24 protein-coding genes and 1 riboswitch are annotated in these 24124 nt (G+C 64.6%); of the genes, 9 read left to right on the top strand and 15 right to left on the bottom strand.

Annotation, left to right across the window (positions count from 1 at the left end; all coding sequences use genetic code 11):
* Positions 1-9: 9 nt before the first annotated feature.
* From EN874_RS00120 to EN874_RS00105, 4 genes are read left to right on the top strand one after another with little or no spacing between them, the layout of a single operon-like run.
* Complete coding sequence (locus EN874_RS00120; protein ID WP_127428260.1) at positions 10-2463, top strand: FAD-dependent oxidoreductase; 2454 nt, start codon at positions 10-12, stop codon at positions 2461-2463.
* Positions 2460-3365, top strand: a complete 906-nt coding sequence (locus EN874_RS00115) for a homocysteine S-methyltransferase family protein (RefSeq protein WP_127428259.1) — start codon at positions 2460-2462, stop codon at positions 3363-3365. The genes EN874_RS00120 and EN874_RS00115 overlap by 4 nt, the downstream gene beginning before the upstream one ends.
* Entirely contained in the window at positions 3358-4539 is a 1182-nt protein-coding gene (locus tag EN874_RS00110) for a pyridoxal phosphate-dependent aminotransferase (RefSeq protein ID WP_127428258.1), read from the top strand. Before EN874_RS00115 ends, EN874_RS00110 begins: the two co-directional genes overlap by 8 nt.
* Positions 4536-6983, top strand: coding sequence for an FAD-dependent oxidoreductase (locus EN874_RS00105; RefSeq protein WP_127428257.1), 2448 nt, complete (start codon positions 4536-4538; stop codon positions 6981-6983). Before EN874_RS00110 ends, EN874_RS00105 begins: the two co-directional genes overlap by 4 nt.
* A 43-nt stretch (positions 6984-7026) precedes the next feature.
* Here EN874_RS00105 and EN874_RS00100 read toward each other — a convergent pair whose 3' ends face one another.
* The 7 genes from EN874_RS00100 to EN874_RS00070 are packed head-to-tail and all read right to left on the bottom strand — an operon-like array spanning position 7027 to position 13603.
* Positions 7027-7614, bottom strand: a complete 588-nt coding sequence (locus EN874_RS00100; protein ID WP_127428256.1) for an NAD(P)H-dependent oxidoreductase — start codon at positions 7612-7614, stop codon at positions 7027-7029.
* Positions 7614-8195: an NAD(P)H-dependent oxidoreductase gene (locus EN874_RS00095; RefSeq protein WP_168247328.1), complete on the bottom strand. Its 582-nt coding sequence runs from the start codon at positions 8193-8195 to the stop codon at positions 7614-7616. The genes EN874_RS00100 and EN874_RS00095 overlap by 1 nt, the downstream gene beginning before the upstream one ends.
* Complete coding sequence (locus EN874_RS00090) at positions 8195-9592, bottom strand: FAD-binding oxidoreductase (RefSeq protein ID WP_127428363.1); 1398 nt, start codon at positions 9590-9592, stop codon at positions 8195-8197. The genes EN874_RS00095 and EN874_RS00090 overlap by 1 nt, the downstream gene beginning before the upstream one ends.
* Positions 9592-10893 carry a cytosine deaminase gene (locus tag EN874_RS00085; RefSeq protein WP_127428254.1) on the bottom strand — a complete coding sequence of 434 codons (1302 nt, stop codon included), beginning with the start codon at positions 10891-10893 and terminating at the stop codon, positions 9592-9594. The genes EN874_RS00090 and EN874_RS00085 overlap by 1 nt, the downstream gene beginning before the upstream one ends.
* Before the next feature lie 33 nt (positions 10894-10926).
* Complete coding sequence (locus EN874_RS00080; RefSeq protein WP_127428253.1) at positions 10927-11778, bottom strand: ABC transporter permease; 852 nt, start codon at positions 11776-11778, stop codon at positions 10927-10929.
* On the bottom strand, positions 11765-12583 hold the full coding sequence (locus EN874_RS00075) for an ABC transporter ATP-binding protein (protein WP_127428252.1): 819 nt from the start codon (positions 12581-12583) through the stop codon (positions 11765-11767). The genes EN874_RS00080 and EN874_RS00075 overlap by 14 nt, the downstream gene beginning before the upstream one ends.
* A 15-nt stretch (positions 12584-12598) precedes the next feature.
* Positions 12599-13603 carry an ABC transporter substrate-binding protein gene (locus EN874_RS00070; protein ID WP_127428362.1) on the bottom strand — a complete coding sequence of 335 codons (1005 nt, stop codon included), beginning with the start codon at positions 13601-13603 and terminating at the stop codon, positions 12599-12601.
* A gap of 253 nt (positions 13604-13856) precedes the next feature.
* On the opposite strand from EN874_RS00070, the gene EN874_RS00065 reads away from it, so the two are divergent.
* Positions 13857-14240: a RidA family protein gene (locus tag EN874_RS00065; RefSeq protein WP_127428251.1), complete on the top strand. Its 384-nt coding sequence runs from the start codon at positions 13857-13859 to the stop codon at positions 14238-14240.
* Between the two features lie 70 nt (positions 14241-14310).
* The gene (locus EN874_RS00060; RefSeq protein ID WP_127428250.1) at positions 14311-15108 is read left to right on the top strand and encodes a creatininase family protein; all 798 of its coding nucleotides are present in this window, start codon (positions 14311-14313) and stop codon (positions 15106-15108) included.
* Here EN874_RS00060 and EN874_RS00055 read toward each other — a convergent pair.
* Positions 15105-15614, bottom strand: a complete 510-nt coding sequence (locus EN874_RS00055; RefSeq protein WP_127428249.1) for a tyrosine phosphatase family protein — start codon at positions 15612-15614, stop codon at positions 15105-15107. The two genes, EN874_RS00060 and EN874_RS00055, sit on opposite strands and share 4 nt — an antisense overlap.
* Positions 15611-16687 carry a threonine-phosphate decarboxylase CobD gene (gene cobD, locus EN874_RS00050; protein WP_127428248.1) on the bottom strand — a complete coding sequence of 359 codons (1077 nt, stop codon included), beginning with the start codon at positions 16685-16687 and terminating at the stop codon, positions 15611-15613. The genes EN874_RS00055 and cobD overlap by 4 nt, the downstream gene beginning before the upstream one ends.
* On the opposite strand from cobD, the gene cbiB reads away from it, so the two are divergent.
* Positions 16686-17675: an adenosylcobinamide-phosphate synthase CbiB gene (gene cbiB, locus EN874_RS00045; protein WP_127428247.1), complete on the top strand. Its 990-nt coding sequence runs from the start codon at positions 16686-16688 to the stop codon at positions 17673-17675. The two genes, cobD and cbiB, sit on opposite strands and share 2 nt — an antisense overlap.
* Here the strand turns inward: cbiB and cobO are convergent.
* The 6 genes from cobO to EN874_RS00015 form a co-directional block, all read right to left on the bottom strand.
* Complete coding sequence (cobO, locus tag EN874_RS00040; protein WP_127428246.1) at positions 17672-18286, bottom strand: cob(I)yrinic acid a,c-diamide adenosyltransferase; 615 nt, start codon at positions 18284-18286, stop codon at positions 17672-17674. The two genes, cbiB and cobO, sit on opposite strands and share 4 nt — an antisense overlap.
* Position 18287: 1 nt before the next feature.
* Positions 18288-18809: a bifunctional adenosylcobinamide kinase/adenosylcobinamide-phosphate guanylyltransferase gene (gene cobU, locus EN874_RS00035; RefSeq protein ID WP_127428245.1), complete on the bottom strand. Its 522-nt coding sequence runs from the start codon at positions 18807-18809 to the stop codon at positions 18288-18290.
* Entirely contained in the window at positions 18802-19593 is a 792-nt protein-coding gene (locus EN874_RS00030) for a CbtA family protein (RefSeq protein ID WP_127428244.1), read from the bottom strand. The genes cobU and EN874_RS00030 overlap by 8 nt, the downstream gene beginning before the upstream one ends.
* A 15-nt stretch (positions 19594-19608) precedes the next feature.
* Complete coding sequence (locus tag EN874_RS00025) at positions 19609-19788, bottom strand: CbtB domain-containing protein (RefSeq protein WP_095780832.1); 180 nt, start codon at positions 19786-19788, stop codon at positions 19609-19611.
* Between the two features lie 36 nt (positions 19789-19824).
* Positions 19825-20023, bottom strand: a riboswitch (cobalamin riboswitch).
* Between the two features lie 71 nt (positions 20024-20094).
* On the bottom strand, positions 20095-20781 hold the full coding sequence (locus tag EN874_RS00020) for a gamma-glutamylcyclotransferase (protein ID WP_127428243.1): 687 nt from the start codon (positions 20779-20781) through the stop codon (positions 20095-20097).
* A 196-nt stretch (positions 20782-20977) separates the two neighbouring features.
* Positions 20978-22177, bottom strand: coding sequence for an MFS transporter (locus EN874_RS00015; protein WP_127428242.1), 1200 nt, complete (start codon positions 22175-22177; stop codon positions 20978-20980).
* Positions 22178-22400: 223 nt separating this feature from the next.
* Here EN874_RS00015 and EN874_RS00010 point away from each other — a divergent pair, with 223 nt between their 5' ends.
* Together EN874_RS00010 and EN874_RS00005 are read left to right on the top strand one after the other, a co-directional pair.
* Positions 22401-23399: a DUF1624 domain-containing protein gene (locus EN874_RS00010; RefSeq protein WP_127428361.1), complete on the top strand. Its 999-nt coding sequence runs from the start codon at positions 22401-22403 to the stop codon at positions 23397-23399.
* On the top strand, positions 23399-23875 hold the full coding sequence (locus EN874_RS00005; RefSeq protein WP_127428241.1) for an isoprenylcysteine carboxylmethyltransferase family protein: 477 nt from the start codon (positions 23399-23401) through the stop codon (positions 23873-23875). Before EN874_RS00010 ends, EN874_RS00005 begins: the two co-directional genes overlap by 1 nt.
* Positions 23876-24124: the final 249 nt, after the last annotated feature.

Here is a 24124-nt window from a genome sequence, read left to right as displayed (position 1 = left end):
AGGGAGAATATGGCCGGTTTGCCGACCACGGCGCGCGTGGTGATCATCGGAGGCGGTGTCGTCGGCGCCTCCTCGCTCTACCACCTCTGCAAGGCTGGCTGGACCGACTGCGTGCTTCTGGAGAAGAACGAGCTGACCTCCGGCTCGACCTGGCACGCCGCCGGCAACGTGCCGACCTTCTCCTCGTCATGGTCGCTGATGAACATGCAGCGCTACTCGACCGAGCTCTACCGCGGTCTCGCCGACGCGGTCGACTATCCGATGAACTACCACGTCACCGGCTCGCTCAGGCTCGCCCACAGCAAGGAGCGCATGCAGGAGTTCCAGCGCGCCAAGGGCATGGGCCGCTACCAGGGCATGGACATCGACGTCGTCGGCCTCGACGAGATCAAGCGCCGCTATCCCTTCATCGAGACGCATGACCTTAAGGGCGCCCTCTACGACCCGAGCGACGGCGACATCGACCCCGCGCAATTGACACAGGCGCTCGCCAAGGGCGCTCGCGACATGGGCGCCAGGATCATCCGCTTCTGCCCGGTTACCGGCGCCCGCCGCGAGAACGGCGAATGGGTGATCGCGACGCCGCAGGGCGAAATCCGCTGCGAGATCGTCATCAACGCCGCCGGCTACCGTGCCGCCGAGGTTGGAAAAATGTTCGGCCGCGAAGTCCCGATGATGGTGATGAGCCATCAATACATCCTGTTCGAGGAGATCCCTGAACTCGCCGCCTGGACGAAGGAGCAGGGCAAGAAGCTGCCGCTGCTGCGCGACGTCGACACCTCCTATTACCTGCGCCAGGAAAAGACCGGGATGAATCTCGGCCCCTATGAGCGCAATTGCCGCGCGCATTGGGCGACCCACAACGATCCGATGCCGGAGGATTTCTCCTTCCAGCTTTTCCCCGACGATCTCGACCGACTGGAGCATTATCTCGCCGACGCCGTTGCCCGCGTGCCGATCCTCGGCACCGCCGGCCTCTCCAAGGTGATCAACGGTCCGATCCCCTATGCGCCGGATGGCAACCCGCTGATCGGGCCGATGCCCGGCGTGCTGAACGCCTTCGAGGCCTGCGTCTTCACCTTCGGCATCGCGCAAGGCGGCGGCGCCGGCAAGGTGCTGGCCGAATGGGTGACCGAGGGCCAGACCGAATGGGACATGTGGTCCTGCGACCCGCGCCGCTTCACTTCCTTTGCTTCAGCACCCGACTATTGCGTCGCCAAGGGCATGGAAATCTACGGCAACGAATACGCCATCCAGTTCCCGCGCCACGCCTGGCCGGCAGGGCGCGACCGCAAGCTGTCGCCGCTGCACGATCGCATCAAGGCGCTGGGCGGTCAATTCGACGCCTATAACGGCTGGGAACGCGCCACCTGGTATGCCGGGCCCGGCGACAACATTTCGGAGGAACCGACGCTCACCTTCCGCCGCGACGGGCCGTGGCAGCAGCGCGTGCGCCAGGAATGCCTGGCCGTGCGCGACGCCGCCGGCATCCTCGACCTGCCCGGCTTCTCTCGCTTCAACCTCGAAGGCCCGGGCGCTGCCGAGTGGCTGGCGCTGCAGGTCACCGGTCTGGTGCCGAAGCCCGGCCGTATCGGCCTCGTCTACTTCGCCGACGACAAGGGCCGCATCGTCACCGAAATGTCGGTCGTGCGCCACCGCGAAGACCTGATGACGCTGATCACCGCGGCGGTAGCCCAGTGGCATGATCTCGAATGGCTGAAGTCGCGCATGCCGGCGAATGCCGCCTTCACGCTGACCGACCGGACCGAGGAATATTCAACACAAATCCTTGCCGGCCCGAACTCGCGAAAAATCCTCGCCGAGGTCTGCGACGCCGATCTTTCGCTGCCCTGGCTGACGCATCAGGAAACGGTGATCGCCGGGCGCTGGGCGAAGCTGGTGCGCGTCTCCTTCGCCGGCGAGCTCGGCTGGGAGATCCACACCAAGGTCGGCGACACCTTGACGGTCTTCGACGCTGTCTGGGCCACCGGCCAGAAGCACGGGCTGAAGCCCTTCGGCATGTACGCGCTCGATTCCCTGCGTCTGGAAAAGGGCTACCGCGCCTGGAAGGGCGACCTTTCGACCGACTATACGATCCTGCAGGGCGGGCTGGAGCGTTTCGTCAAATGGGACAAGCCCGACTTCCGCGGCAAGGCGGCACTGCTCAACGAGAAGCAGCAGGGCGTGAAGAAGCGCTTCGTCACCCTGGTCGTCGAGAACCCCGGCGACTGCGATGCGCCTTATATGTCGACGCTCTGGCATGACGGAAAAATCGTCGGCGAGACGACGTCCGGCGGCTGGGGCCACCGGATCGGCAAGTCGATAGCGCTCGGCATGCTGCGCGCGGATCTCGCCGAACCGGGCATGGCTGTCGAAGTCGAGATCTTCGGCGACCGCTTCAAGGCGGTGGTGCAGAAAGACGAGCCGCTGTGGGATCCGAAGAATGAGAGGTTGCAGGCATGAGGTCCGTCATTCTCACCGATGGCGGCATGGGCCAGGAACTGATCCGCCGCAGCAAATCGGAACCGACGCCCTTGTGGTCGGCCAGGGTGCTGATCGACGAACCGGACCTGGTGCGCGACCTGCACGGCGAGTTCATCAAGGCGGGCGCCCGCGTCATCACCATCAACACCTATTCGGCAACGCCCGAGCGGCTGGCTCGCGAGGGCGCGGAAGAGCTGTTCAAATCGCTTCAGGCGCGCGGCATTGAACTTGCCAGGCAAGCTTGCGAGCAAGCCGGTGACGCGGCCATCGCCGGCTGTCTCTCGCCTTTGTTCGGCAGCTATGCGCCAAAGCTCACCATCTCCTTCGAGGAGACGCTCGACACCTATCGCCGCATTGTTGCCGAGCAGGCCGATGGCGTCGATCTGTTCCTATGCGAAACCATGGCTTCCGCCGATGAGGCACGCGCCGCCGTCACCGCTGCATCGGAAAGCGGCAAGCCTGTATGGGTATCTTGGACACTGGCCGATCACGGCACGCCACGCCTGCGCAGCGGCGAAAGCATTGCAGCCGCAGCTGGCGTGCTCGGCGATCTGCCTGTCGCTGCCCGGCTGCTCAACTGCTGCCGGCCCGAAGCGATCGGCGCAGCGCTGCCCGAGTTGATCGCCCTCGGTGGACCGGTCGGCGCCTATGCCAACGGCTTCACCTCGGTCGAGGCGATCAAGCATGGCGGCACTGTCGAGGTGCTGCACGCACGCCACGATCTCGATCCGCCGGCCTATGCCGATCAGGCCGTCGGCTGGGTCGAGGCCGGTGCAGCCATCGTCGGCGGCTGCTGCGAGGTCGGACCGGCCCATATTGCCGCCCTGCGCGATCGGCTCGTGCGAGGCGGACACGAAATTTCCGGAGTTCCACATGCCTAGACCATCATCGCGCATCACCGGCATCGTACCCTCGGGCAAGGATGGCTGGGAGGTCCACTCCGCAGCCTGGGCCCGCAAGCAGGCGGGCGAGGATATCATCATGCTGTCGGTCGGCGACCACGATTTCGACACGCCTTCGGAAACGATCGAGGCCTGCGTCAACGCCGTTCGCGGCAGCAACCATCACTACACGCCCCTGCCCGGCCTGCCGCGCCTGCGCAAGGCGATGGCGGCGACCTCCACCGCTTGCACCGGCATGCAGACCGAACCCGACGAAATCATCGCCGCAGCTGGTGGCCAAGGCGCGCTCTACGCGGCCGTGCAAGGCGTGCTCGACCCAGGCGACCACGCCATCGTCGTCGCACCCTACTACGCCACCTACCCCAATACGTTCAGCGCCGCCGGCGCCAGCTTCACCGTTGTCGAGACGCCGGCCGAGGACGGCTTCCAGCCGCATGCCGATATGATCCGCGCGGCGCTCAGGTCCAACACGCGCGCGATCCTGATCAACACGCCGAACAACCCGACGGGTGCCGTCTATTCGCGCGAACGGCTCGAGCAACTGGCCGAAATCTGCAACGAGCACGATCTTTGGCTGCTGTCCGATGAGGTCTACTGGACGCTCGGCGGCGGCGAGCACATCTCGCCGCGCTCGCTCCCCGGCATGGCCGAGCGCACGCTGGTCATCAATTCCATGTCGAAGAGCCACGGCATGACCGGCTGGCGCATGGGCTGGCTGACCGGTCCGAAAGAGATGATCAGGCTGCTCACCGACCTCAACCTGGTGACGACCTACGGCCTGCCGGCCTTCATCTCGATTGCCTGCGCCGAGGCGCTCGAGAACCATTACGGCGTGAAGGCAATCGCCGAGCGCTACGCCGCGCGCCGGACGCTGATGCTGGAGGCCGTACGCGGCATGAACGACGTCACCGTGCACGGCTCGGAGGGCGGCATGTATGTCATGCTCGACATCTCGGCGATCGAGCCTGACGACGAAAAATTCGCCTGGGGCCTGCTCGACAAGGAAAAAGTCGGCGTCATGCCGGGATCGAGCTTTGGCAGGGCCGCCGCCGGCCACATCCGGGTCAGCCTCTGCCAGCCTGAACCCGTTCTTAAGGAGGCAGCGCTTCGGCTGCGCCGCTTCGCCTCCAACTACCGCCGCGAGGCCGCATGACCAAGACCATTCCCGCCAAAGCCCGCGCCGTCATCATCGGCGGCGGCGTTTCCGGCTGCTCGGTCGCCTATCACCTGGCAAAGCTCGGCTGGACCGACATCGTTCTGCTCGAGCGCAAGCAGCTTACCTGCGGCACCACATGGCACGCGGCCGGCCTGATCGGCCAGCTGCGCGCCTCGCAGAACATGACGCGGCTGGCGAAATATTCGGCCGACCTCTACGTCAGGCTCGAGGCCGAGACCGGCGTCGGCACCGGCATGCGCCAGGTCGGCTCGATCACGGTGGCGCTCACCGAAGAGCGCAAGCACGAAATTTATAGGCAGGCCTCGCTGGCCCGCGCCTTCGATGTCGACGTGCGCGAGATTTCGCCGAGCGAAGTCAAGGAGATGTATCCGCATCTCAATGTGTCGGACGTGGTCGGCGCGGTGCACCTGCCGCTCGACGGCCAGTGCGATCCGGCCAACATCGCCATGGCGCTGGCCAAGGGTGCGCGCCAGCGCGGCGCGGCCGTCATCGAGAACGTGAAGGTCACCAAGGTCCATACAAGGAAAGGCCGCGTCTCCGGCGTCTCCTGGGCGCAGGGCGAAGACCAGGGCACGATCGAGACCGATATCGTGGTCAACTGCGCAGGCATGTGGGCGCGCGAGCTCGGCCGCCAGAACGGCGTCACCATCCCGCTGCATGCCTGCGAGCATTTCTATCTCGTCACCGAGCCTGTCCCCGGCCTCTCCCGCCTGCCGGTGCTGCGCGTGCCGGACGAGTGCGCCTACTACAAGGAGGACGCCGGCAAGATGATGCTCGGCGCCTTCGAACCTGTGGCGAAACCCTGGGGCATGGACGGCATCCGCGAGGATTTCTGCTTCGATCAGCTGCCCGAGGACATGGACCATTTCGAGCCGATCCTGGAAATGGGCGTCAACCGCATGCCGATGCTGGGCACCGCCGGCATCCACACCTTCTTCAATGGTCCCGAGAGTTTCACGCCGGACGACCGCTACTATCTCGGCGAGGCGCCGGAACTTGCCGGCTACTGGATGGCGACCGGCTACAATTCGATCGGCATCGTCTCTTCCGGCGGAGCCGGCATGGCGCTGGCGCAGTGGATCAATGACGGCGAAGCGCCCTTCGATCTCTGGGAGGTCGATATCCGCCGCGCCCAGCCGTTCCAGAAGAACCGCCGCTACCTTAAGGAGCGCGTCTCCGAAACGCTCGGCCTGCTCTACGCCGACCATTTCCCCTACCGCCAGATGGCGACCTCGCGCGGCGTGCGCCGCTCGCCGCTGCACGAGCACCTGAAAGCGCGCGGCGCCGTCTTCGGCGAAGTCGCCGGGTGGGAGCGCGCCAACTGGTTTGCCCGCGAGAGCCAGGAGCGCGAATACCGCTATTCCTGGAAGCGGCAGAACTGGTTCGACAACCAGCGCGAAGAGCATCTGGCGGTCAGGAACGGCGTCGGCCTGTTCGACATGACCTCCTTCGGCAAGATCCGCGTCGAGGGCCGCGACGCCTGTGCCTTCCTGCAGCGGCTCTGCGCCAACGACATGGACGTCGCGCCGGGAAAAATCGTCTACACGCAGATGCTCAACGCCAAGGGCGGCATCGAGAGCGACCTCACCGTGACGCGGCTTTCGGAGACGGCCTATTTCCTTGTCGTGCCGGGCGCCACTTTGCAGCGCGACCTTGCCTGGCTGAGACGGCATGTCGCCGACGAGTTCGTCGTCATCATCGACGTCACCGCGGCCGAAGCGGTCATCTGCTTGATGGGTCCGGAGTCACGAAACCTGATCCAGAAAGTCAGCCCGAACGACTTCTCCAATGAGGCCAATCCGTTTGGCACTTTTCAGGAAATCGAGATCGGCATGGGCCTCGCCCGCGCCCACCGTGTCACCTATGTCGGCGAGCTCGGCTGGGAGCTCTACGTCTCGAGCGAGCAGGCGGCGCACGTCTTCGAGGCGATCGCCGATGCCGGCGCCGATGTCGACCTGAAGCTCTGCGGCCTGCACACGCTGGATTCCTGCCGTATCGAAAAGGCTTTTCGGCATTTCGGCCACGACATCACCGACGAGGACAATGTGCTGGAGGCTGGCCTCGGCTTCGCGGTGAAGACGAGCAAGGCCGGCTTCATCGGCCGCGATGCCGTGTTGCGAAAGAAGGAGGCCGGCCTGTCCCGCCGGCTGGTCCAGTTCCGCCTGAAAGACCCGCAGCCGCTGCTCTTCCACAACGAGGCGATCCTGCGCGACGGCAAGATCGTCGGCCCGATCACCTCGGGCAACTATGGCCACCATCTCGGCGGCGCCATCGGTCTCGGCTATGTGCCGTGCCAAGGTGAAAGCGAGGCGGATATGCTGGCCTCGTCCTACGAAGTCGAGATCGCTGGGGAGCGGTTTGCGGCCGAAGCCTCGCTAAAGCCGATGTACGATCCGAAGGCGGAGCGGGTGCGGATGTAGCGCAGCGTCCCCTTCTCCCCTTCTTGTGGGGGAGTTCCGCGCTTCAAAACCGCTCCAGCCTCGCCCGCACCTTCGCCAGAAACGCCGCCCTGCTTTTCGGCGTCGAGGCGTCCATCAGGTAATGTGCCAGAAAGAACGTCTTGCAGCGTGTCGCGCACAGCGCCCGCATGCCGCGCAGGATGGTCTTGCGGCCAGGCTGGCCGACGACCACGCTCCACCAGGTCGGCGCGCCGCAAGTGGTGATGACGCCGACCTTGGTCACATGCCTCATCAGCGACGTGATCCGCCCCTTGCCGGCCGGAAGCTTGAAGGCGATGTCGGCCGCCCACACGCGATCGAACCAGCCCTTCAGCATCGCCGGCAGGCCGTACCACCAGGTCGGATAAATGAAGAGGATCGCCTCCGCCCACATCAGATGATCGAAATGTGGTTCGAGCGCCGGATCCTGGGGCGCGCGCTCATTGTACAAGCGCCGCTCCTCGCAGCTCATCACTGGATTGAAGTTCTCGGCATAAAGGTCGAGCAGCCGCACGTCCCAGCCTCTCCGCTCCAGCACCTCGACGGCGCTGTCGCGGATTGCCGCGCAATAGCTCTCGGGAACCGGATGGCAATAGACCACCAGCACGCGCATCAGAATTGATCCATGCTGGCGGCCACCTTCGCCGTGAATGCCGCTCGCGACGCGTCGGTCGAGAGGTTCATCGAATAGTGCGCGAGATAGGAGACCGGAGCGCCAGGCTTGATGGTGGCGCGCAGCATGCGCTTCACCACCTTGCGCGGCGGATCGCCCATCAGCATGGCGCGAAACCGGCTGCCGCCATAGGTGGTGATGGCCGCCAACTTGCGTATGTTGTGCAGCGTCGGCTGAACCTTGCCGTCGACCAGCTTGAACGACACGCCTGGCAGGAACACGCGATCGAAGAAACCTTTCAGGATCGCCGGATAGCCGTAATTCCACACCGGAAACGACAGCACCAGCGCTTCGGCTTTGCGCAGCCTCTCGACATAGCCGGCGACCGCGTCGTTCGGCCCGCGCTGGTCGTGATAGCCGAGCCGTTCGGCCCGCGTCAGCCTGGGATCGAAATTCTCGGCGTAAAGATCGCAGTCGTCGATCGCGTGACCTGCCGCCGTCAAGCGCTCTACGATCACTCGGTGCAGGCCGGCATTGAAGCTGGTCTCCACCGGATGAGCGAAGAGGACGAGGATTTTCATCAGCCCGCCTTTTGCAGCCCCTTGAACAGGAACGACTTGCCGGAGCGGTAGTCATAGTTTGGGTTTTCCCAAGCGATCATCTTGCCCGGGTTGAGCAGGCCTTGCGGGTCGGTCTCGCGCTTGAAGGCAAGCTGCACCTCGTCGGTCTGCTTCATGCCGCCCTCTTCCAGCGTGTAGCGGTGCGGGTTGAAGATCCAGCAGCCATTGTCCTCGTGGATGCGGATGATCTCGTCCAGCCGCTCTTCCGTTGTGAAGCGCACCAGCGGCAGGCCGGCGGCGCCGATCGCGCCGTCGAAGCGGATGAATTCGAGATGCGCCGGCACCTCGTCGCCGAGGCGGTCGACCATCGCCTTGACGTGAGCGAGGTGGTCCGGCGACGGATAGCGTGCCTGCAGATAGGTGATGGTCGGATCGACCCGGATGGCGCGCAGCGTCGTGTGGTTCCAGGTCAGCTCGTAGGCCGGCGGCAGCCCCTTGAGATCAGTTTCCCGGTCGGCGCGGAAGACGATTTCGCCCTTGGTGCTGCGGACGAAAGCGACGAAGGCGTCCATCGCATTCGGCGCGATCATGCAAACCACGATGCTCTGCTCGCGCCGGAAGAATTTTTGGTGGCGCTTGAAATAGTCGTAAGGGATGGGCGCCGCGATCGGCGTGATCAGCTTCGCCAATATGCCGTCCTGGACGGCGAGGTCGTTGCCGAAGCCGGCCGCATCCATGAAATCGTCGAAGCCGACGATGACGTCGATCCAATCGTATGAGGCCGTCAGCGGCATCTCGACCTCGGTGATGATGCCGTTGGTGCCGTAGGCGTGCATGACCTTGAGCACGTCCTCGCCCGTGAGCTCCATGACGCGCGGCTCGGCCTCCATCGTCACGGTCCTCAGCCGGATGACGTTGCCGAGGTCGCGCAATCCGCCCCAGCGGATCGAGCCGACGCCGCCCGAGCCACCGGCGACGAAGCCGCCGATCGATGCGGTATTGTAGGTCGACGGGGACATGCGCAATTCCTGTGCGGAATGGGCGCGCGTCGCTCTGTCGATATCGGCCAGCACCGCACCCGCCCCGGTCACCACGCGTCCCGGCGCGACCGCCTTTACTTCGTTCATCTCGGCGAGATTGAGCACCACGCCGCCCGACAGCGGCATCGCCTGTCCGTAATTGCCGGTGCCGCTGCCGCGCGGCGTGACCGGAACGCTGTGCCTGTGGCAGGCGGCAAGCACACGGATCACCTCGTCCTCGTTCTTCGGCGTGACGATGAGGTCGCCGGTGATATGGTCGAGCTGCTGCTTCAGAACCGGGCTATACCAGTAGAAGTCACGGCTCTTCTGCTGGACGATCGCCGGATGGTCGTCGATCTTCAGCCCTTCGAGATCGCGCTTCAGCGCTGCGATATCCATCATTCCACCATCAGTTCATCGAGTTCGGCATAGTCGGGCAGCTTGCGTTCGATCGCCCGGCCGTCGCGCACGACGATGCGATCCGATTCCGGCCGCGACAGCAATTCGGTCCAATTGCGCCCCTTGAAGACGATGAAGTCCGCGTTGCCGCCGACGGCAAGCGTGCCGACGCCTTCCAGGCGCATCACCTCGGCTGGCGTCGCCGCTACAGCCTTCGGCCAGTCGCCGATCGGATGGTCGAAATGCAGGATGCGCGTCGCCATGCGGTAGACTTCCAGCATGTCGAGATCGCCATAGGCGTAGAACGGATCGCGCGTGTTGTCGGAGGCGACCGCCACCTTGATGCCGCGCGCCTTCATCTCGTGCAGCAGCGTCACGCCGCGCCAGCGCGGGGTGGTCTGATTGTTGCGCCTGTCCTGCAGATAAAGGTTGCACATCGGCAGCGACACCACGGCGAGATCCGCCTTCGCCACCTTGTCCAGCGTGTCGAGCACCTCGAGATCCGGCTGGCGCGAGAGCGAGCAGCAATGGCCGACCAGGATATTGCCGTCAAAACCATTCCACAACGAAGCTTCGGCGATCTTCTTCAGCGAGATGGCCGCGACGTCGTCTGTCTCGTCGGCATGGAAATCGAGGTCGAGCCCGTGCTTGATCGCCTGCGCGAAAACCTGGTCGAGCAACTCCTCGAGGTCGGGCACCATATAGGTGACGACGCCGAGCACGCCCTTGGCCGCAGCGACGCGCTTCGCCAACCGCTCGAACCAGGCCTTGTCGCGCACCCCTTCGATGCCGAGCAGGCAGGCGGCCTGCAGGTCGATGCGTCCGCGCCAAGTCTCGCGCATCGTTTCGAACACCGGCCAGGAGATTTCTTCCTGCGGCGCAACGCTGTCGAGATGCGTGCGCAGGGCCTTGGTGCCGTGCGCGTAGGCCGAGCGCAGCGAAAAATCCATGCGCCGCGCGACGTCCTCAGCGTTCCAGCGCGCGGCGCGGTCGGCGCCAGTGGCATTGAGCGCGCTCATGAAGGTGCCGTCGGGATTGGGTTTTCGCGGCCAGATATGGCCCTTGTCGATATGGGTATGGCAGTCGACGAAACACGGCAGCACGATGCGGCCGCCGAGATCGACGGCCTCGGCCAGGGCCTTCGATTTGCCGTGCGCGACAATGCTGGAGATCTTGCCGTTGGCCACGGTCATGTCGGCAAGCGCGAAACCATCGGCGTCGAAGGTCGCGGCAAAACCCGGCGTCAGCGAGCGATGAACACGGACGTTGGCGAGATGGTATGAAGTCGAAACCGGAATCAACCGCTGCTCTCCTGGGTGACGGGACGAACCACCCTACCGTTCCTGCTTCAGCGCGCTCTCGTGCCAGCGGCGCAGGATGAGATGCGACACCAGCGACAGCACCAGGAAGATCAGGATGCCGGTAAGCGAGATCAGGATCAGCGCCGCGAACAGCCGCGGCGCGTTGAGCCGGTAGCCGGCCTCGATGATGCGCGAGGCAAGCCCCGACGACTGCCCCTGCGTGCCGGCGACGAATTCCGCCACCACGGCGCCGATCAGCGACAGGCCGCCGGCGATCTTCAATCCACCGAGGAAATAAGGCATCGCCGCCGGCAGGCGCAGGTAGCGCAGTTGCTGCCAGCGGGTCGCGCCGTTGAGCTTGAACAGGTCGCGCAGGTTGCGGTCGACCGAGTTCAGCCCAAGCGTGGTGTTGGAGAGGATCGGGAAAAAGGCGACGATCCAGGCGCAGAGCAGAAGCTTGGTCGTCTGGTTGTTGATGTAGATGTTGATCAGCGGAAAGATCGCGACGATCGGCGTCACCTGCAGCACGATGGCGAAGGGGAAGAACGACATCTCCACCCATTTCGACTGCGCGAACAGCACCGCCAGCCCGACGCCGCCGATGACGGCGAGAAGCAGGCTGAGGAAGGTGATCCTGAGTGTCACCAGCAGCGACGAGGACAACAGGCCGGCATCGTCATGCAGTGTCTTCAGCACCACGCCGGGGCGCGGCAGGATGTATTGCGGGATCTCGTTCCAGACGCAGATGCGGTCCCACAGCCAGATCGCCAGCACCATGATCGCCAGCGGCAGCACCCATTTGCCGATCCGCTCCAGCCGCTCCTGGCGGACGCGGCGCGCCTCTTCCGGGTCGAGCTTCAGGGCTGTGTCTTCAATGGCCGTCATGATGGGATCCAGCGGTTGAGTTGATGGCATTGACCAGCACATCCGACGCCTGCCGGCACAGCGCCGCATAGTCGGGCGAGGTGCGGAACGCCTCGTCGCGCGGATAGGGCGCATCGATTGCAAGCTCGCCGAAGACGCGGCCCGGCCGCGCCGCCATGACGACGACCCGGCTGGACAGGAACACGCTCTCGAAGACGCTGTGGGTGACGAAGACGACGGTGAAGCGCTCGTCCTGCCAAAGCTCCAGAAGGTCGTTGTTGAGCTTGAAGCGGGTGATCTCGTCGAGTGCCGCGAAGGGTTCGTCCATCAGAAGGATGCGCGGCTTGGTCACCATGGCCCGCGCGATCGAGACGCGCATCTTCATGCCGCCGGAAAGCTCGCGCGGCACTGCGGTCTCGAAGCCGTTGAGGTGGACGCGCGACAGCATCTCCATCACCGCCGGCTCGGCATTTGCACGCGACACGCCCTTTAGCCGGAGCGGCAGCCAGACATTGTCGAAGACGCTGGCCCAGGGCAGCAGCGTCGGCTCCTGGAAGACGAAGCCGATATTCGAGCGATCGATCGAGCCGCGCCAGTCGAGCTGGCCGGAGGTCGGCGTCGACAGGCCGGCGATCAGCCGGAGCGCCGTCGACTTGCCGCAGCCCGACGGACCGAGCAGGCTGAGGAAATCGCCTTCCCGGATCGCCAGGTCGACCCTGCTCAGCGCCGTCACGCCGTTGGAGAAGACCTTGCCGACATTACGCAGCGAAAGCAGCATCGGGCTCGCGCTCGATGCCGGCTTCCGCGCCACTTTCTCCTGGATCATCTCAGGCAGGCCGCCTTACTTCTTCAGCTCCATTCCGACACTCTTGTTGATGAAGGCGAGCGTATAGGCCTTCTTGATGTCGATGCCCGGCTGCGCGACCTTGGCCTTGACCATCTTGTCGTAGAAGCTCTGGATGCGCGCATCGGTCATGGCGCCGATGCCGAGCTTTTCCGTATCGCCGGAATCGACAATGCCGAACTTCTTCAGCTGCTCGATCGAGAAGGCGATCTGCTCATCCGTCATGTCCGGATTGTCCTTCTTGATCATATCGTTGGCGGCCTTGTTGTCGCCGTAGAGATAATTGTACCACCCCTTGGCCGAGCCATCGACGAAGCACTGCACCACCTCCGGCCGCTTGTCGATCGTGTCCTGCATCACCTCGATCGTCGTGGCATAGGTATCCCAGCCATTGTCGGCGAGCAGGAACTGGTTCGGCACGAAACCGCCCTGCTTCTGCACGGCGAAGGGTTCGGACGTCACATAGCCCTGTTGGATCGACTTTTTGTTGGCGATGAACGGCGCCGGATTGAAGGTGTAGGGCACGCGCTTTGCGGCGTCGAAGCCGAGATCGGTGACCATCCACTGAAAGAAGGTCTGCGCGCCTTCGTCGCCGAGGATGTACTGATCCGCGTTCTTCAGGTCTTCCCACTTGTCGAGCCCCTGCCCCGGCTGGGACATGATGACCTGCGGATCCTTCTGGAAGTCGGCGGCGACGACGCGCATCGGAATGCCCTGCTGCACCGCATCGAAGGCCGAGAGCAGGTTGCCGCCCATATAGAAATCGATCTTGCCGGCAAGCAGCATCGGCCGGCCGCTGACCTGCGGGCCGCCTTGCATGATGGTGACGTCGAGGCCGCAGGCGGCGTAGGTGCCGTCGGCGATCGCCTGGTAGTAGCCGCCATGTTCCGGCTCGGCCAGCCAGTTGGTGCCGAAGGTGACCTTCTCATTGGCCGCGGCGCCCATCGTGCCGGTCGCCAGCAGCGCGATCGCGCCTGCCAGGATCTTCTCTTTTCCGTGCATAAACATCACCCTCTCTTGGCTCCGGCGCGCTGCGCGCTGGGCTCGACACCATTTGTTCAAGAAGCAAGACACATGCCACCGCCTGGGCCGCCTGCTTGCGCGGCAGTCATTGCCGAGACCGGACGGGTCATGCTGTACGAGGGGCATCGTGCCTATTTTTTGGACGCCTGTCCATAATCGCCCGGGCGGCATGAACCGCATCTTGAAGGTTTCGTGAATCCGGCCTTAGTCTGCCGGCGGACAGGAGAATGCCATGCTCAAATACCTCGCCCCCCAATCGATCAAGCCGCCCTTTGCCCGCTATAGTCACGGTGTCGAAATTCCGGCGGGAAAGCGTATCGTGCTGTGCTCGGGGCAGCTGGGCATAGCGCCGGATGATGCCGTCCCTGAGGATGCCGGCGCGCAGACCGAGCTCTGCTTCAAGAACATTGCCGCGATACTCAGCGAAGCCGGGCTGACGCTGAACGACGTCGTGCGCATCAACGCCTTCGTGACCGATCGGGCGCATCTGCAAGCCTATATGGATGTCCGCAACCGCCTCTTTTCCGATCCGGCGCCGGCTTCGACACTTATGATCGTTTCGGGCTTCGCGCGCTCGGAATTCAAGGTCGAGGTCGAGGTGATTGCTGCCGGCTGATGGTTGCCCGGAACGGCCAGGCGCTTTAGATCATCCCCAGTGTGACAGCAGGGCCAATCGGGAGACGAAAGTGACGACAAGACGTGTGTGGTGGGGCGATTACCGGACGACCGAATACGCCTCGATCGACGCGGAGGCAACGATCGCCGTGCTGCCGGTGGCGGCGATCGAGCAGCATGGTCCGCACCTTCCGGTCTCGACCGACACCTCGATTATGATGGGCATGCTGGAGACGGTGATCGCTCGCCTGCCCGACGACCTCGATATCCGCATCCTGCCGGTCCAGGCGGTGGGCAAGTCGAACGAGCATCTGCATGCGCCTGGCACACTCACTCTGCCGGCCACCACGCTGGCGGATGCATGGACCGAGCTCGGCCTGTCGATCGCGCGCGCTGGCGTGAGAAAACTGATCGTCGTCAACTCGCATGGCGGCAACGAGGAGATCATGGGCATTGTCACGCGCGAATTGCGTGTGCGCACGAAGATGCTGGCGGTGAAGACCAGCTGGCAGCGCTTCGGCCGTCCAGCCGGCATGTTTACCGAGCTGGAGGACCATCACGGCATCCATGGCGGCGACGTCGAGACCTCGCTGATGCTGCACTTCCGGCCAGACCTCGTCGACATGACCAAGGCCGATAATTTCGTCTCCAATGTCGGCCGCGCCGAAAAGGAATTCGCCCTGCTGCGCCACACCGGAACGCACGCCTTCGCCTGGATCGCCAGCGACCTCAATCCGAACGGCGTGGTCGGCGACGCCAGCATCGCCACCGCCGAAAAAGGCCGGCTCACCGCCGAGCATCAGGCCGATGGCTTCATCAACCTGGTGAGGGATGTTCGTAAGGCCAAGCTTGCGGACTGGCTGTCTTAAGCCTGGATATCGAGCTCGAAGGGAGTCCCTTCAAAGGCATCGGCGCCGCGCCCAATCGCCTCGATCGCAGCGATCATGCGGCCGTCGCGTTCAAGCAAGGTGTCGGCGACTGCGATCAACCGCGGATTGGGCGTCGCCGACGGTGAGAGGAAACGCAGCGTCTTGGCCAGTTCCACCTCGTCGCGTTTGGGCGCCAGCGCCGCCGCAATGATATAGGCGGACGCCGTCGAGCGGCTGATGCCGGCATAACAGTGCACGACCATCGGCTTGGTCCGGTCCCAGCGATAGGCGAAGTCGAGAAGCGCGCGCACATGCTCTTCGCCCGGCATGGTCATGCCGACCTGCGCGACGGCGATGTCATGCATGACCAGATGCAGATGGTTTTCCGCGAGGATCGAGGCCGGGCGGACAACGTCGGTTCCGGCCGCAAGCAGCGAAAGCAGACGCGCGGCGCCGGTCCTCGCCACAGTCTCCTCGATCTTCGACAGCGGACAGACATGGATCATCGTCCGGACTCCTTGCCCATATCCCCGGACTCCTTGCCCATATCCTTGCGCCGCGCGGCCCAGGCGGCAAGCGCGCTTTCGAGGCGCTGCCATTCGGCCTCGCTGCCCGGCAAGCCGACTCGCAAGACTTGTGGCCGCCCGGCAAAATGGCGCAGCAGAATGCCACGTTCGCCTAGCGCCGAAAACAGGGTTGGGGCATCCGTGAAAGACAGATAGCGGAACAGTGTCGTTCCGCTGGCAACCGGCACTTCGGCCTTGCCGAACAATGCGTCGAGCCGCCCGGCGTCTTCAGCGAGGCGTCTGCGCATGGCGGCTTGCCATTCGGTGTCGGACAGCCCGCGAATGCCATATTCCAGCGCCGGTCCGGCAACGGCCCACGGCCCAAGCTGCGCCTCCAGCCGCTCGGCAGTCAGCGTGTCGGTAAGCGCGAAACCGAGCCTGACGCCGGCGAGGCCGAAGAACTTGCCGAAAGAGCGCAGCACCACGATGCCGCCCTCGCCGACATCATCGGCCAAACTGTGTTCGGTCGGGCCGACATCCATGAAGGCTTCGTCGACGACCAGCAGCCCGCCCTTCCTGCGCAGCCGCGCGGCAAGGCCGAGCAGGCGATCCCTTTCGATCACCCGCCCATCCGGATTGTTCGGGTTGACCAGCACGGCAAGGTGCGCGTCCGCCAACGCCTCGAAGTCGTTCACCTCCGCAGCCGCATGGCCAGCGATCGCGGCGGCCCGGGCGTGCTCTGCATAGGTCGGACCGAGCACCAGCGCCTTGCCGGGTCTCACCAGCGAAGCGACGCGCGGCAGGAGGATCTGCGTGCCCGGTGCTGCCGCGACATGCGCCGCCGACGGCGCGCCATAGGTTCTGGCCGCAATTTCGGCCAATTCGCACAGCCGTTCGGATTCCGGCAATCGCGACAGGGCGGTGGCGGGCAGATCGAAAAGCGGGTAGGAGTGCGGATTGATACCTGTCGAAAGATCGACGAAAGGCCGTGGCGCGTGGGGGAAGAGCGCGCTCGCCCGGCCGAGGGATCCGCCGTGATCCACCGCAGCAATCGCTCCATCCAGAAGCTTCATGTCGATCCTGATCGCTTTCCTGTCACTCGCCGTTGAACGTATCCTTGGCTATCCGGACTGGCTGTTCAACGCCATCGGGCATCCGGTCACCTGGATCGGCAGGCTGATATCCTTTCTCGATCGCAGGCTCAACCGCGCGACCGATTCCGACGAATTGCGTCGCCGTCGCGGCGTTCAGGCGCTTCTCGTCATCCTGCTGGTGCCCGCCGCCATCGGCCTGACGCTGCATGTGCTGCTCTGGCTGATCTTCCCCTCCGGCCTGGTTATCGCGGCCATACTCGGCTCTTCGCTGCTGTCGCAGAAGAGCTTGGCGGAGCATGTCGAGGATGTTGCCGACGCGCTGGAGACCGGTGGCCTGACGCTCGGCCGCATCGCCGTCTCACGTATCGTCGGCCGCGATCCGGAAAAGCTCGACAAGGCAGGCATCGCCCGTGCCGCGATCGAAAGCCTGGCCGAGAATTTCTCCGACGGTATCGTCGCGCCCGCCTTCTGGACCGGCATCGGCGGGCTGGCCGGGGGGGCTGCCTACAAGGCCGCCAACACCGCCGATTCGATGATCGGTCATCGTACGCCCAAACACGAGGCCTTCGGTCGCGCCGCCGCGCGATTCGACGATCTGATCAACCTGCCGGCCTCGCGGCTCACCGGCCTGCTGATCGTGCTCGCGGCCTTCCTGGTCAAGGGCGCCGATCCTCGCAATGCCTGGCAGGTGATGCGGCGCGACGCGAAGAAACACCGTTCGCCCAATGCCGGCTGGCCGGAAGCCGCCATGGCCGGCGCGCTGGGATTGTCCCTGGCCGGGCCGCGCAGCTATGGCGGCGAGATGGTCGAGGACGCTTTCATGGGCGAAGGCGGCCGGCGCGAGGCCGAAAGCACCGACATCAGGCAGGCGCTGAAACTCTACCGGATCGCCGACGGGCTGTTGATCGCTCTGTTCGGGGTTCTGTCGACGGTCGTGATCTACCTGAGCATTTTGATCAGCGGCTAGAACTCGATCCCCTGCTGCGCCTTCACGCCCGCCGAGAAATGGTGCTTGGTCAGCCCCATCTCGGTGACGAGATCGGCCGCCTCGACGAGCGGTGGCTTGGCGTTGCGGCCGGTGACGACGACATGCAAATCGTCGCGGCGTGCCTTCAGCGCCGCAACCACCTTCTCGAGATCGAGATAGTCGTAGCGCAGCGCGATGCTGAGCTCGTCGAGCACGACGAGGCTGATCGAAGGATCGGCCATCAGCTCCAGTGCCTTCGCCCACGCGGCCTCGGCGGCGGCGATGTCGCGCTTCAGGTCCTGGGTCTCCCAGGTGAAGCCCTCGCCCATCGCATGCCACACCACGCGATCGCCGAAAGCGGCGAAGGCGTTCTTCTCGCCGGTGTGCCATTTGCCCTTGATGAACTGGACGACGCCGACGCGCTTGCCGTAGCCGAGCATCCTGAGCGCCAGGCCAAAGGCGGCGGTGGTCTTGCCCTTGCCCGGCCCGGTGTTGACGATTAGCAGTCCCTTCTCGATCGTCTTGCCGGCCACCTCGGCATCCTGCACCGCCTTGCGCTTGGCCATCTTGGCGCGATGGCGCTCGGCATCCTTATCGTCGATTTCGGCCATGTCACTTCACCTTGAGCGGCAGCCCCGCCACCATCATCAGCACGCTGTCGGCGACAGCCGCGACCTGCTGGTTGAGCCGGCCGCCGGCGTCGCGAAACCGGCGCGCCAGCGCATTGTCCGGCACGATGCCGAGCCCGACCTCGTTCGACACCACGAACCAGGGCCCGCGCGGCCGCGACAGCAAATCCGAGAGCCGCCGGCACTCGGCCTCGATATCATGGTCCGCCAGCATATGATTGGTCAGCCACAATGTCAGGCAATCGGCCAGGGCCGGCTGGTGGTTGGGCAAGGCCTCGATCGCGCCAACCAGGTCCAGCGGCGCATCGACGGTCACCCAGCCTTCGCCGCGCCGCGCGCGATGCAGGGCGATGCGCTCGCGCATCTCGTCGTCATAGGCTTGCGCGGTGGCGATATAGGCCCAGGGCGACGGGCTTGCCGTGACCAGGGTTTCGGCATGCGCGCTCTTGCCGGAGCGCGCGCCGCCGATGACGAAGGTCAGACGACCCTTGGCGCGATCAGGCAAAGCTGCCGCGCAGGCTGGTCGCCGTGCCGGTGAAGCGGCCGCGCACCACGCCGACGACAGCACCCAGCACCAGCCAGAACACCAGATCGGTAAGCGTCACGGCAACCACGAACTGATGGTGCAGCCCTTCGGGGATAGCCGTCTCGAAGCTGTCGGGCTGCGGCGCGCCGACGATATGCGGCGCCACGATCAGCACGACCGCCAGGACGGCCAGCGGCAGCGACTTGCGGAAGGCGATCAGGCCAAGCCCGGCGGCGGTCGCAGCCACAGTCGAAATCCACCAAATCTGGCGCGGAAAGAGTTCAGCCGCCGGCATCGCCGGCAGTTCGGGCGGCAGGCCGAGGCCGGGCGCCAAAGTGAACACGGCAAAACCGGCAAGGCCCCAGAGCACGCCCTGACGCCAATTGCCGGTGCCACCGGCAAACTCCGAGACCGCGACCAGGATCAGCGCGAAACCGATGCCGGTGACGATGTTGGCGACGACGTTGAAGGCGAAGCGCTCGAAGCCGTCGGCCGGCGCCCAGCCTTCGTCCTCGGCCGGAGCTGCCGCGTCGGCAGGCGCTGGAGCCGCGCTGCTCATCGCCGCCGGCGCGGCCGAACTCATCGCATTGTTGTCGGTGGTTGTGGCGGCGTGATCGTGGTGATGGCCGCCGCCTGCCTTTTCATAAACTTCCGCCTTCAGGATCAGCGGCACGGTCGCATAGGCCTGCATGCAGGCGAGCGCGATGCCCGCCACGAGCCCCGCGATCGCCGCGACGAACACGACGTTGCGAAACAGATTCATGATGTCAGGCCTTTGTCAGTGGCAGGGAAAAGCCATCGAGTGGCGATAGTCGTGAGCAGCGTTGTGGACCGCATCGATATGCGAGAAGCCGACAAAGCCGACGACGAAGATGCCGAGCAGCGCGGCCAGAGCCAGCTGCATGATACGCGACTGCGAGGAGACGGAGGCGCCGAGGGAAACGGAAGCGGTATTCATGTCTTGTCCTTTCGCCCTCCACCCGAGGGCATCGAAGTCAACTTTGCCGTCGCCGGCAGGTCTCCTGGCTCGCGGATCCGCGCCCTTCCCCACCTTCCCGAGGAAAATCCTCAGTGGTCTATGGGGAGGACTACCGCACACAGTTGCGGGGGCAGCCACGGCTTTGGGCAGGAAGTCCACCCTCACCGCATTCCCTCTTGGCTCCAAAAACGGAACCGACGACGGCGAGGACTATAGGCAGAATCGCCGCAGGCGGCAAACCAATTTCCGTCATCGCCAAACGCGATTGCGCCATGGATTCGCATGCTAGGAGGCGGCGATCCTTTCCGCGACAAGCTGTTGCAGCCGCCACAGATGGGCGTCGTGAATGCCGCGCGCTTCGAGATTCTTGACGGTGTTGTAGAGGTAGTCGGCGCCCGAACCCCAGTGCCCGCACGATGTCGCCAGCCTTTCCACCACCTCGCTTTCACCGAGCGGGCCGGCATAGGTCGTGCCCCTGCGATTGATGACGAAAGCGAGCGCTTTCAACGGCCCATTGTCGGTTGCGAGCTGCAGCAGGCGCGGGTGGTAGCTGGTCGGCTTCAGCGTCATCTCACGCCGGAAAAGCTTGTCCAGAGCCCGCCGGCGGTCGCCACCGTTCAGGCGGAATGCTACGCCCTTGCATTGGCCGCCACGATCCAGCGCCATCATCAGGCCCGGACTCTGTTTGGTACCGCGCCAGCGGGTCATCTTCATGCAGAAAGAGCGATGCCAGCCGCGCGCCACGGCGACCCGCTCCTCGACATGTTCGATCTCGGGTTTCCAGATCAGCGAGCCATAGCCGAACAGCCAGAGCGGCTCGTCTGCGGGAAGCTCGGTCTCGAATGCATCGAGCATGGTTTCGTAGTCGCTGTCGGAGAGATGCTGCGTATCAGGATCAGGCCCGCTGTCTTCGACGACGCGAAAGCAGCGAGCCACCAGTTCCTCGGTAAGCGACATCATCCTTGCAGGCATGCTTTGCGACCCTCGCCAGCCGGCAGGCGCCGGCATCGGCAAGGGACCTTAAGGGCGGTCCCCGGACACCACAATGGCCCCGCAATTCACAACGGCCTTGTCCGGGGTGCCGGCTGTCGGGAGCGAGGGAACAGCCGATGCAGCCGGATCCAAGCGGGCGGGCAGGCGCGATGCGGCGTACCAGCCCGCTCGCTGATCAAAACGACTTCGGCAGATAGCGCCAGGTGAAGAAGCCGCAGAAGGCGGCCAGTATGCCGAGCGTGACGAAGACCGAGCCGAGGCCGAAGAAGGTGAGCACCACCGAATAGACCAGCGGCGGTGTCAGCTCGGAGAAGTCGAGATAGGTGCGGTAGACCGCCGCCATCTGCGCCCGTTCATAGGAACGGACCGAGCGCATGAAGGCGGTCGAGCCCAGCGCATCGAGCGCAATCGTAAAGAGCGCGCCGCAGAGCAGGAACGCGGCCGTGAGCAGCGGCGCGGCTTGGCCGACGCCGCCCGCGGCAAAAAGCATTGCCGCCATGGCGAAATAGGCGAAGGTCATGGTGCGTCTGCCACCGAAGCGCTTGCCCGCCCTGCCCCAGAAGATCGCCATGAACAGCAGCGCATTGCCTGCCGACACCAGCAGCCCGCCGGCAAGCTTGCCCTCGCCGGTGATCACCATGAAAAGCGGGCTATAGACGAAGAAGGTCGTCCAGAAGCAGGAGCGGCCGAAGGCGATCAGCCAGGCGAGCCTGAGCCGCGGCTGCGCGATGAAGCGGCCGATATTGGCAAGCGGATTGGCCGGACGGCTCTTGCCGGGGCGGATCGACCGGTTATCGCCCAGCCGGTAGGTCCAGAACAGCGCAAGCAGCGCCAGCGCAAACGCCACGACCGCGCCATGCGCGGCATAGATGCCGAAGCGGGTATAGAGGAAGATGCCCAGCGTCGGCCCGCCGGTCCAGGCGAACATCGACCACGCCATGCGCAGCGATTCCGCCTGCATGAAGTCGGCCTTGCGGATGTGGTCCATGATGTAGAGGTTGAGCGTGATCGACAGCGCGCTCGCCCCCATGACACGGCAGAGCATGCCGGCGAGCTGCCCCGGCAGCGTGTGGGTGACGAAGAACACCGAGCCGATCGCCAGCATCAGGCAGCCGGCCGTATAGACCCAGCGCCGCGCGAAGCGGCGGATCAGCATCGGCATGAACAATGTCACCGAAAGCCCGAGCAGCGACACGACGGCGTAGAGGATCGAGACGATCTGCTCGCTGTGGAGGATTTCGTAAGCCTGGATCGGGATGACGCTTGAGATCGTGGCGCGGGCAAACGATTCGACCGCGTAGAGCGAGGCGAAGGTGCGCGCATCGGCGGGCCTCAGGGCCGGAAGCCAGATCGGATGGCGCACATGGGTGGACATCGGCCCTCCGAAAGTGAATCGCCCGCCAATCTGGCCGGACCAGTGGCGGACCGGTAGCAGGAAATCGACTCCGAGAAGCCGAAAAGCGAAGCCGGTCAAAGGCTTTCCGCCGCTGGCCTAAAGCGGCTTGCCATGCCGCCGGAATGGCAGCCGCCGATCCGCCCTCTGTTGTTGGCCCGAACCGTGATAGTCGTTTGGCACGACTGAATCGGAATGCGAGATGATGAGCCTTCAAACGACGAGCGAAGCCGCTCAGTACGCGCCGAAACACAGCCGCATCGTCGCCTTCGATATCCTGCGCGGCATCGCGCTGATCGCGATGGCGAGCTACCACTTCACCTGGGATCTCGAGAATTTCGGCTACACCACGCCGGGGCTGACCGCTTTCGGCTGGTGGAAGCTCTACGCGCGCTGCATCGCCTCGACCTTCCTGTTCCTGGTCGGCGTCAGCCTCTTCCTGGCGCATGGCCGCCAGATCCGCTGGCCGAGCTTCTGGAAGCGTTTTGCCATGGTCGCCGTGGCGGCGATCGCCATCTCGGCCATCACCTACATCGCGACGCCGGACGGCTTCATCTTCTTCGGCATCCTGCACGAGATCGCGCTGGCGAGCCTGCTCGGCCTCGCCTTCCTCAGGCTGCCGGCGCTGCTGACGGCGATCGTCGCGGCAGCCGTGATTGCAGCACCCTACTATCTGCGATCGGAAGTCTTCGACCATCCGGCGCTGTGGTGGGTCGGATTGTCGGCGACCAACCCGCGCTCCAACGACTATGTGCCGCTGTTTCCATGGTTCGGCGCGGTGCTCGCAGGCATCGCGGTCGTCAAGCTCGCTTCAGCATCCGGTCTTCTCGCCCGGCTGGGAACCTGGATGCCCGGCCGCTGGTCGAATCCGCTGACCTTCATCGGCCGGCACAGCCTCGCCTTCTACCTCATCCATCAGCCGCTGCTGTTCGGCTCGATCTGGCTGCTTTCGCAAGCCATGCCCGCCACGCCGCAGGACAGGGACGCCGGCTTCCTGCCGGCTTGCCAGGCGCAGTGTGAACAGCAGCAGGAGACGAAGTTCTGTTCCAGCTATTGTGGCTGCATGCTCGACACGCTGAAGGGCGAAGGGTCTCTCGACAAGCTCTACAGCAACGACCAGTCCAGCATCTGGAAATCGCATCTTGCCGATCTCGCCAGCACCTGCACCGCAGCGACCGAAAGCAAGATGGAGGGAGGGCAATAATGACCGGCACCCAGCCGAAGCATGGGTTCATCCCCTGGCCGCCTGTTATCTATGTCGCGGCGATCGCGCTCAGCGTCGTGCTTGGCATGTTCTACCCGCTGCCCTGGATCGGCGACATCTTCGGCGACATCCTGGTCGGCGCCGGCTGGGTGGCGCTCTTCGGCGTCACGGCGCTCTGGGTCACGGCGATCCGCGCCATGGTGCGCGCCAGGACGACGCTCAATCCCAATGCCGAGCCCGATCATCTGGTGACGTCAGGCCCCTTCGGCGTCACCCGCAACCCGATGTATCTCGCCAACACGCTGCTGTTGATCGGCGTCTCCTTCATCACCGGCATCGCCTGGTTCCTGCTCTTTGCCTTCCTCGCCGCCTTCGCGACGCAGAAGCTGGCGATCGAGAAGGAGGAAAAGATCCTGACGGCGAAGTTCGGCAAGAAATACCGCGATTACGCCAAACGCGTGCGGCGCTGGATTTGAGGCTGCGTCCGCAATGAAGGGTGCTGGGTGCAAGCAGGTTGCGCACCTTTGCGATTAGCAGGAGCGTCCGCAACGTCGTCATCCTAGGCCGAACCAAGGAGCGAAGCGACGCGCGCAGACCTAGGATCCTGTGTGTTGATTCCCGTGTATGGTTTGAAGTGGGAAGGAGACCGAGTGGATCCTGGTCGTCCTTGCAGACAGGCCGTGGCATGGCCCGGTCCCTTCCCACCGGTGAACCATCAACCTGAA

The organism is Mesorhizobium sp. M1D.F.Ca.ET.231.01.1.1 (genome assembly GCF_003999155.2).
Lineage (GTDB): Bacteria > Pseudomonadota > Alphaproteobacteria > Rhizobiales > Rhizobiaceae > Mesorhizobium.
The sequence above is the reverse complement of the archived record's forward strand: the minus strand, read 5'-3'. Positions and strand labels throughout refer to the sequence as shown.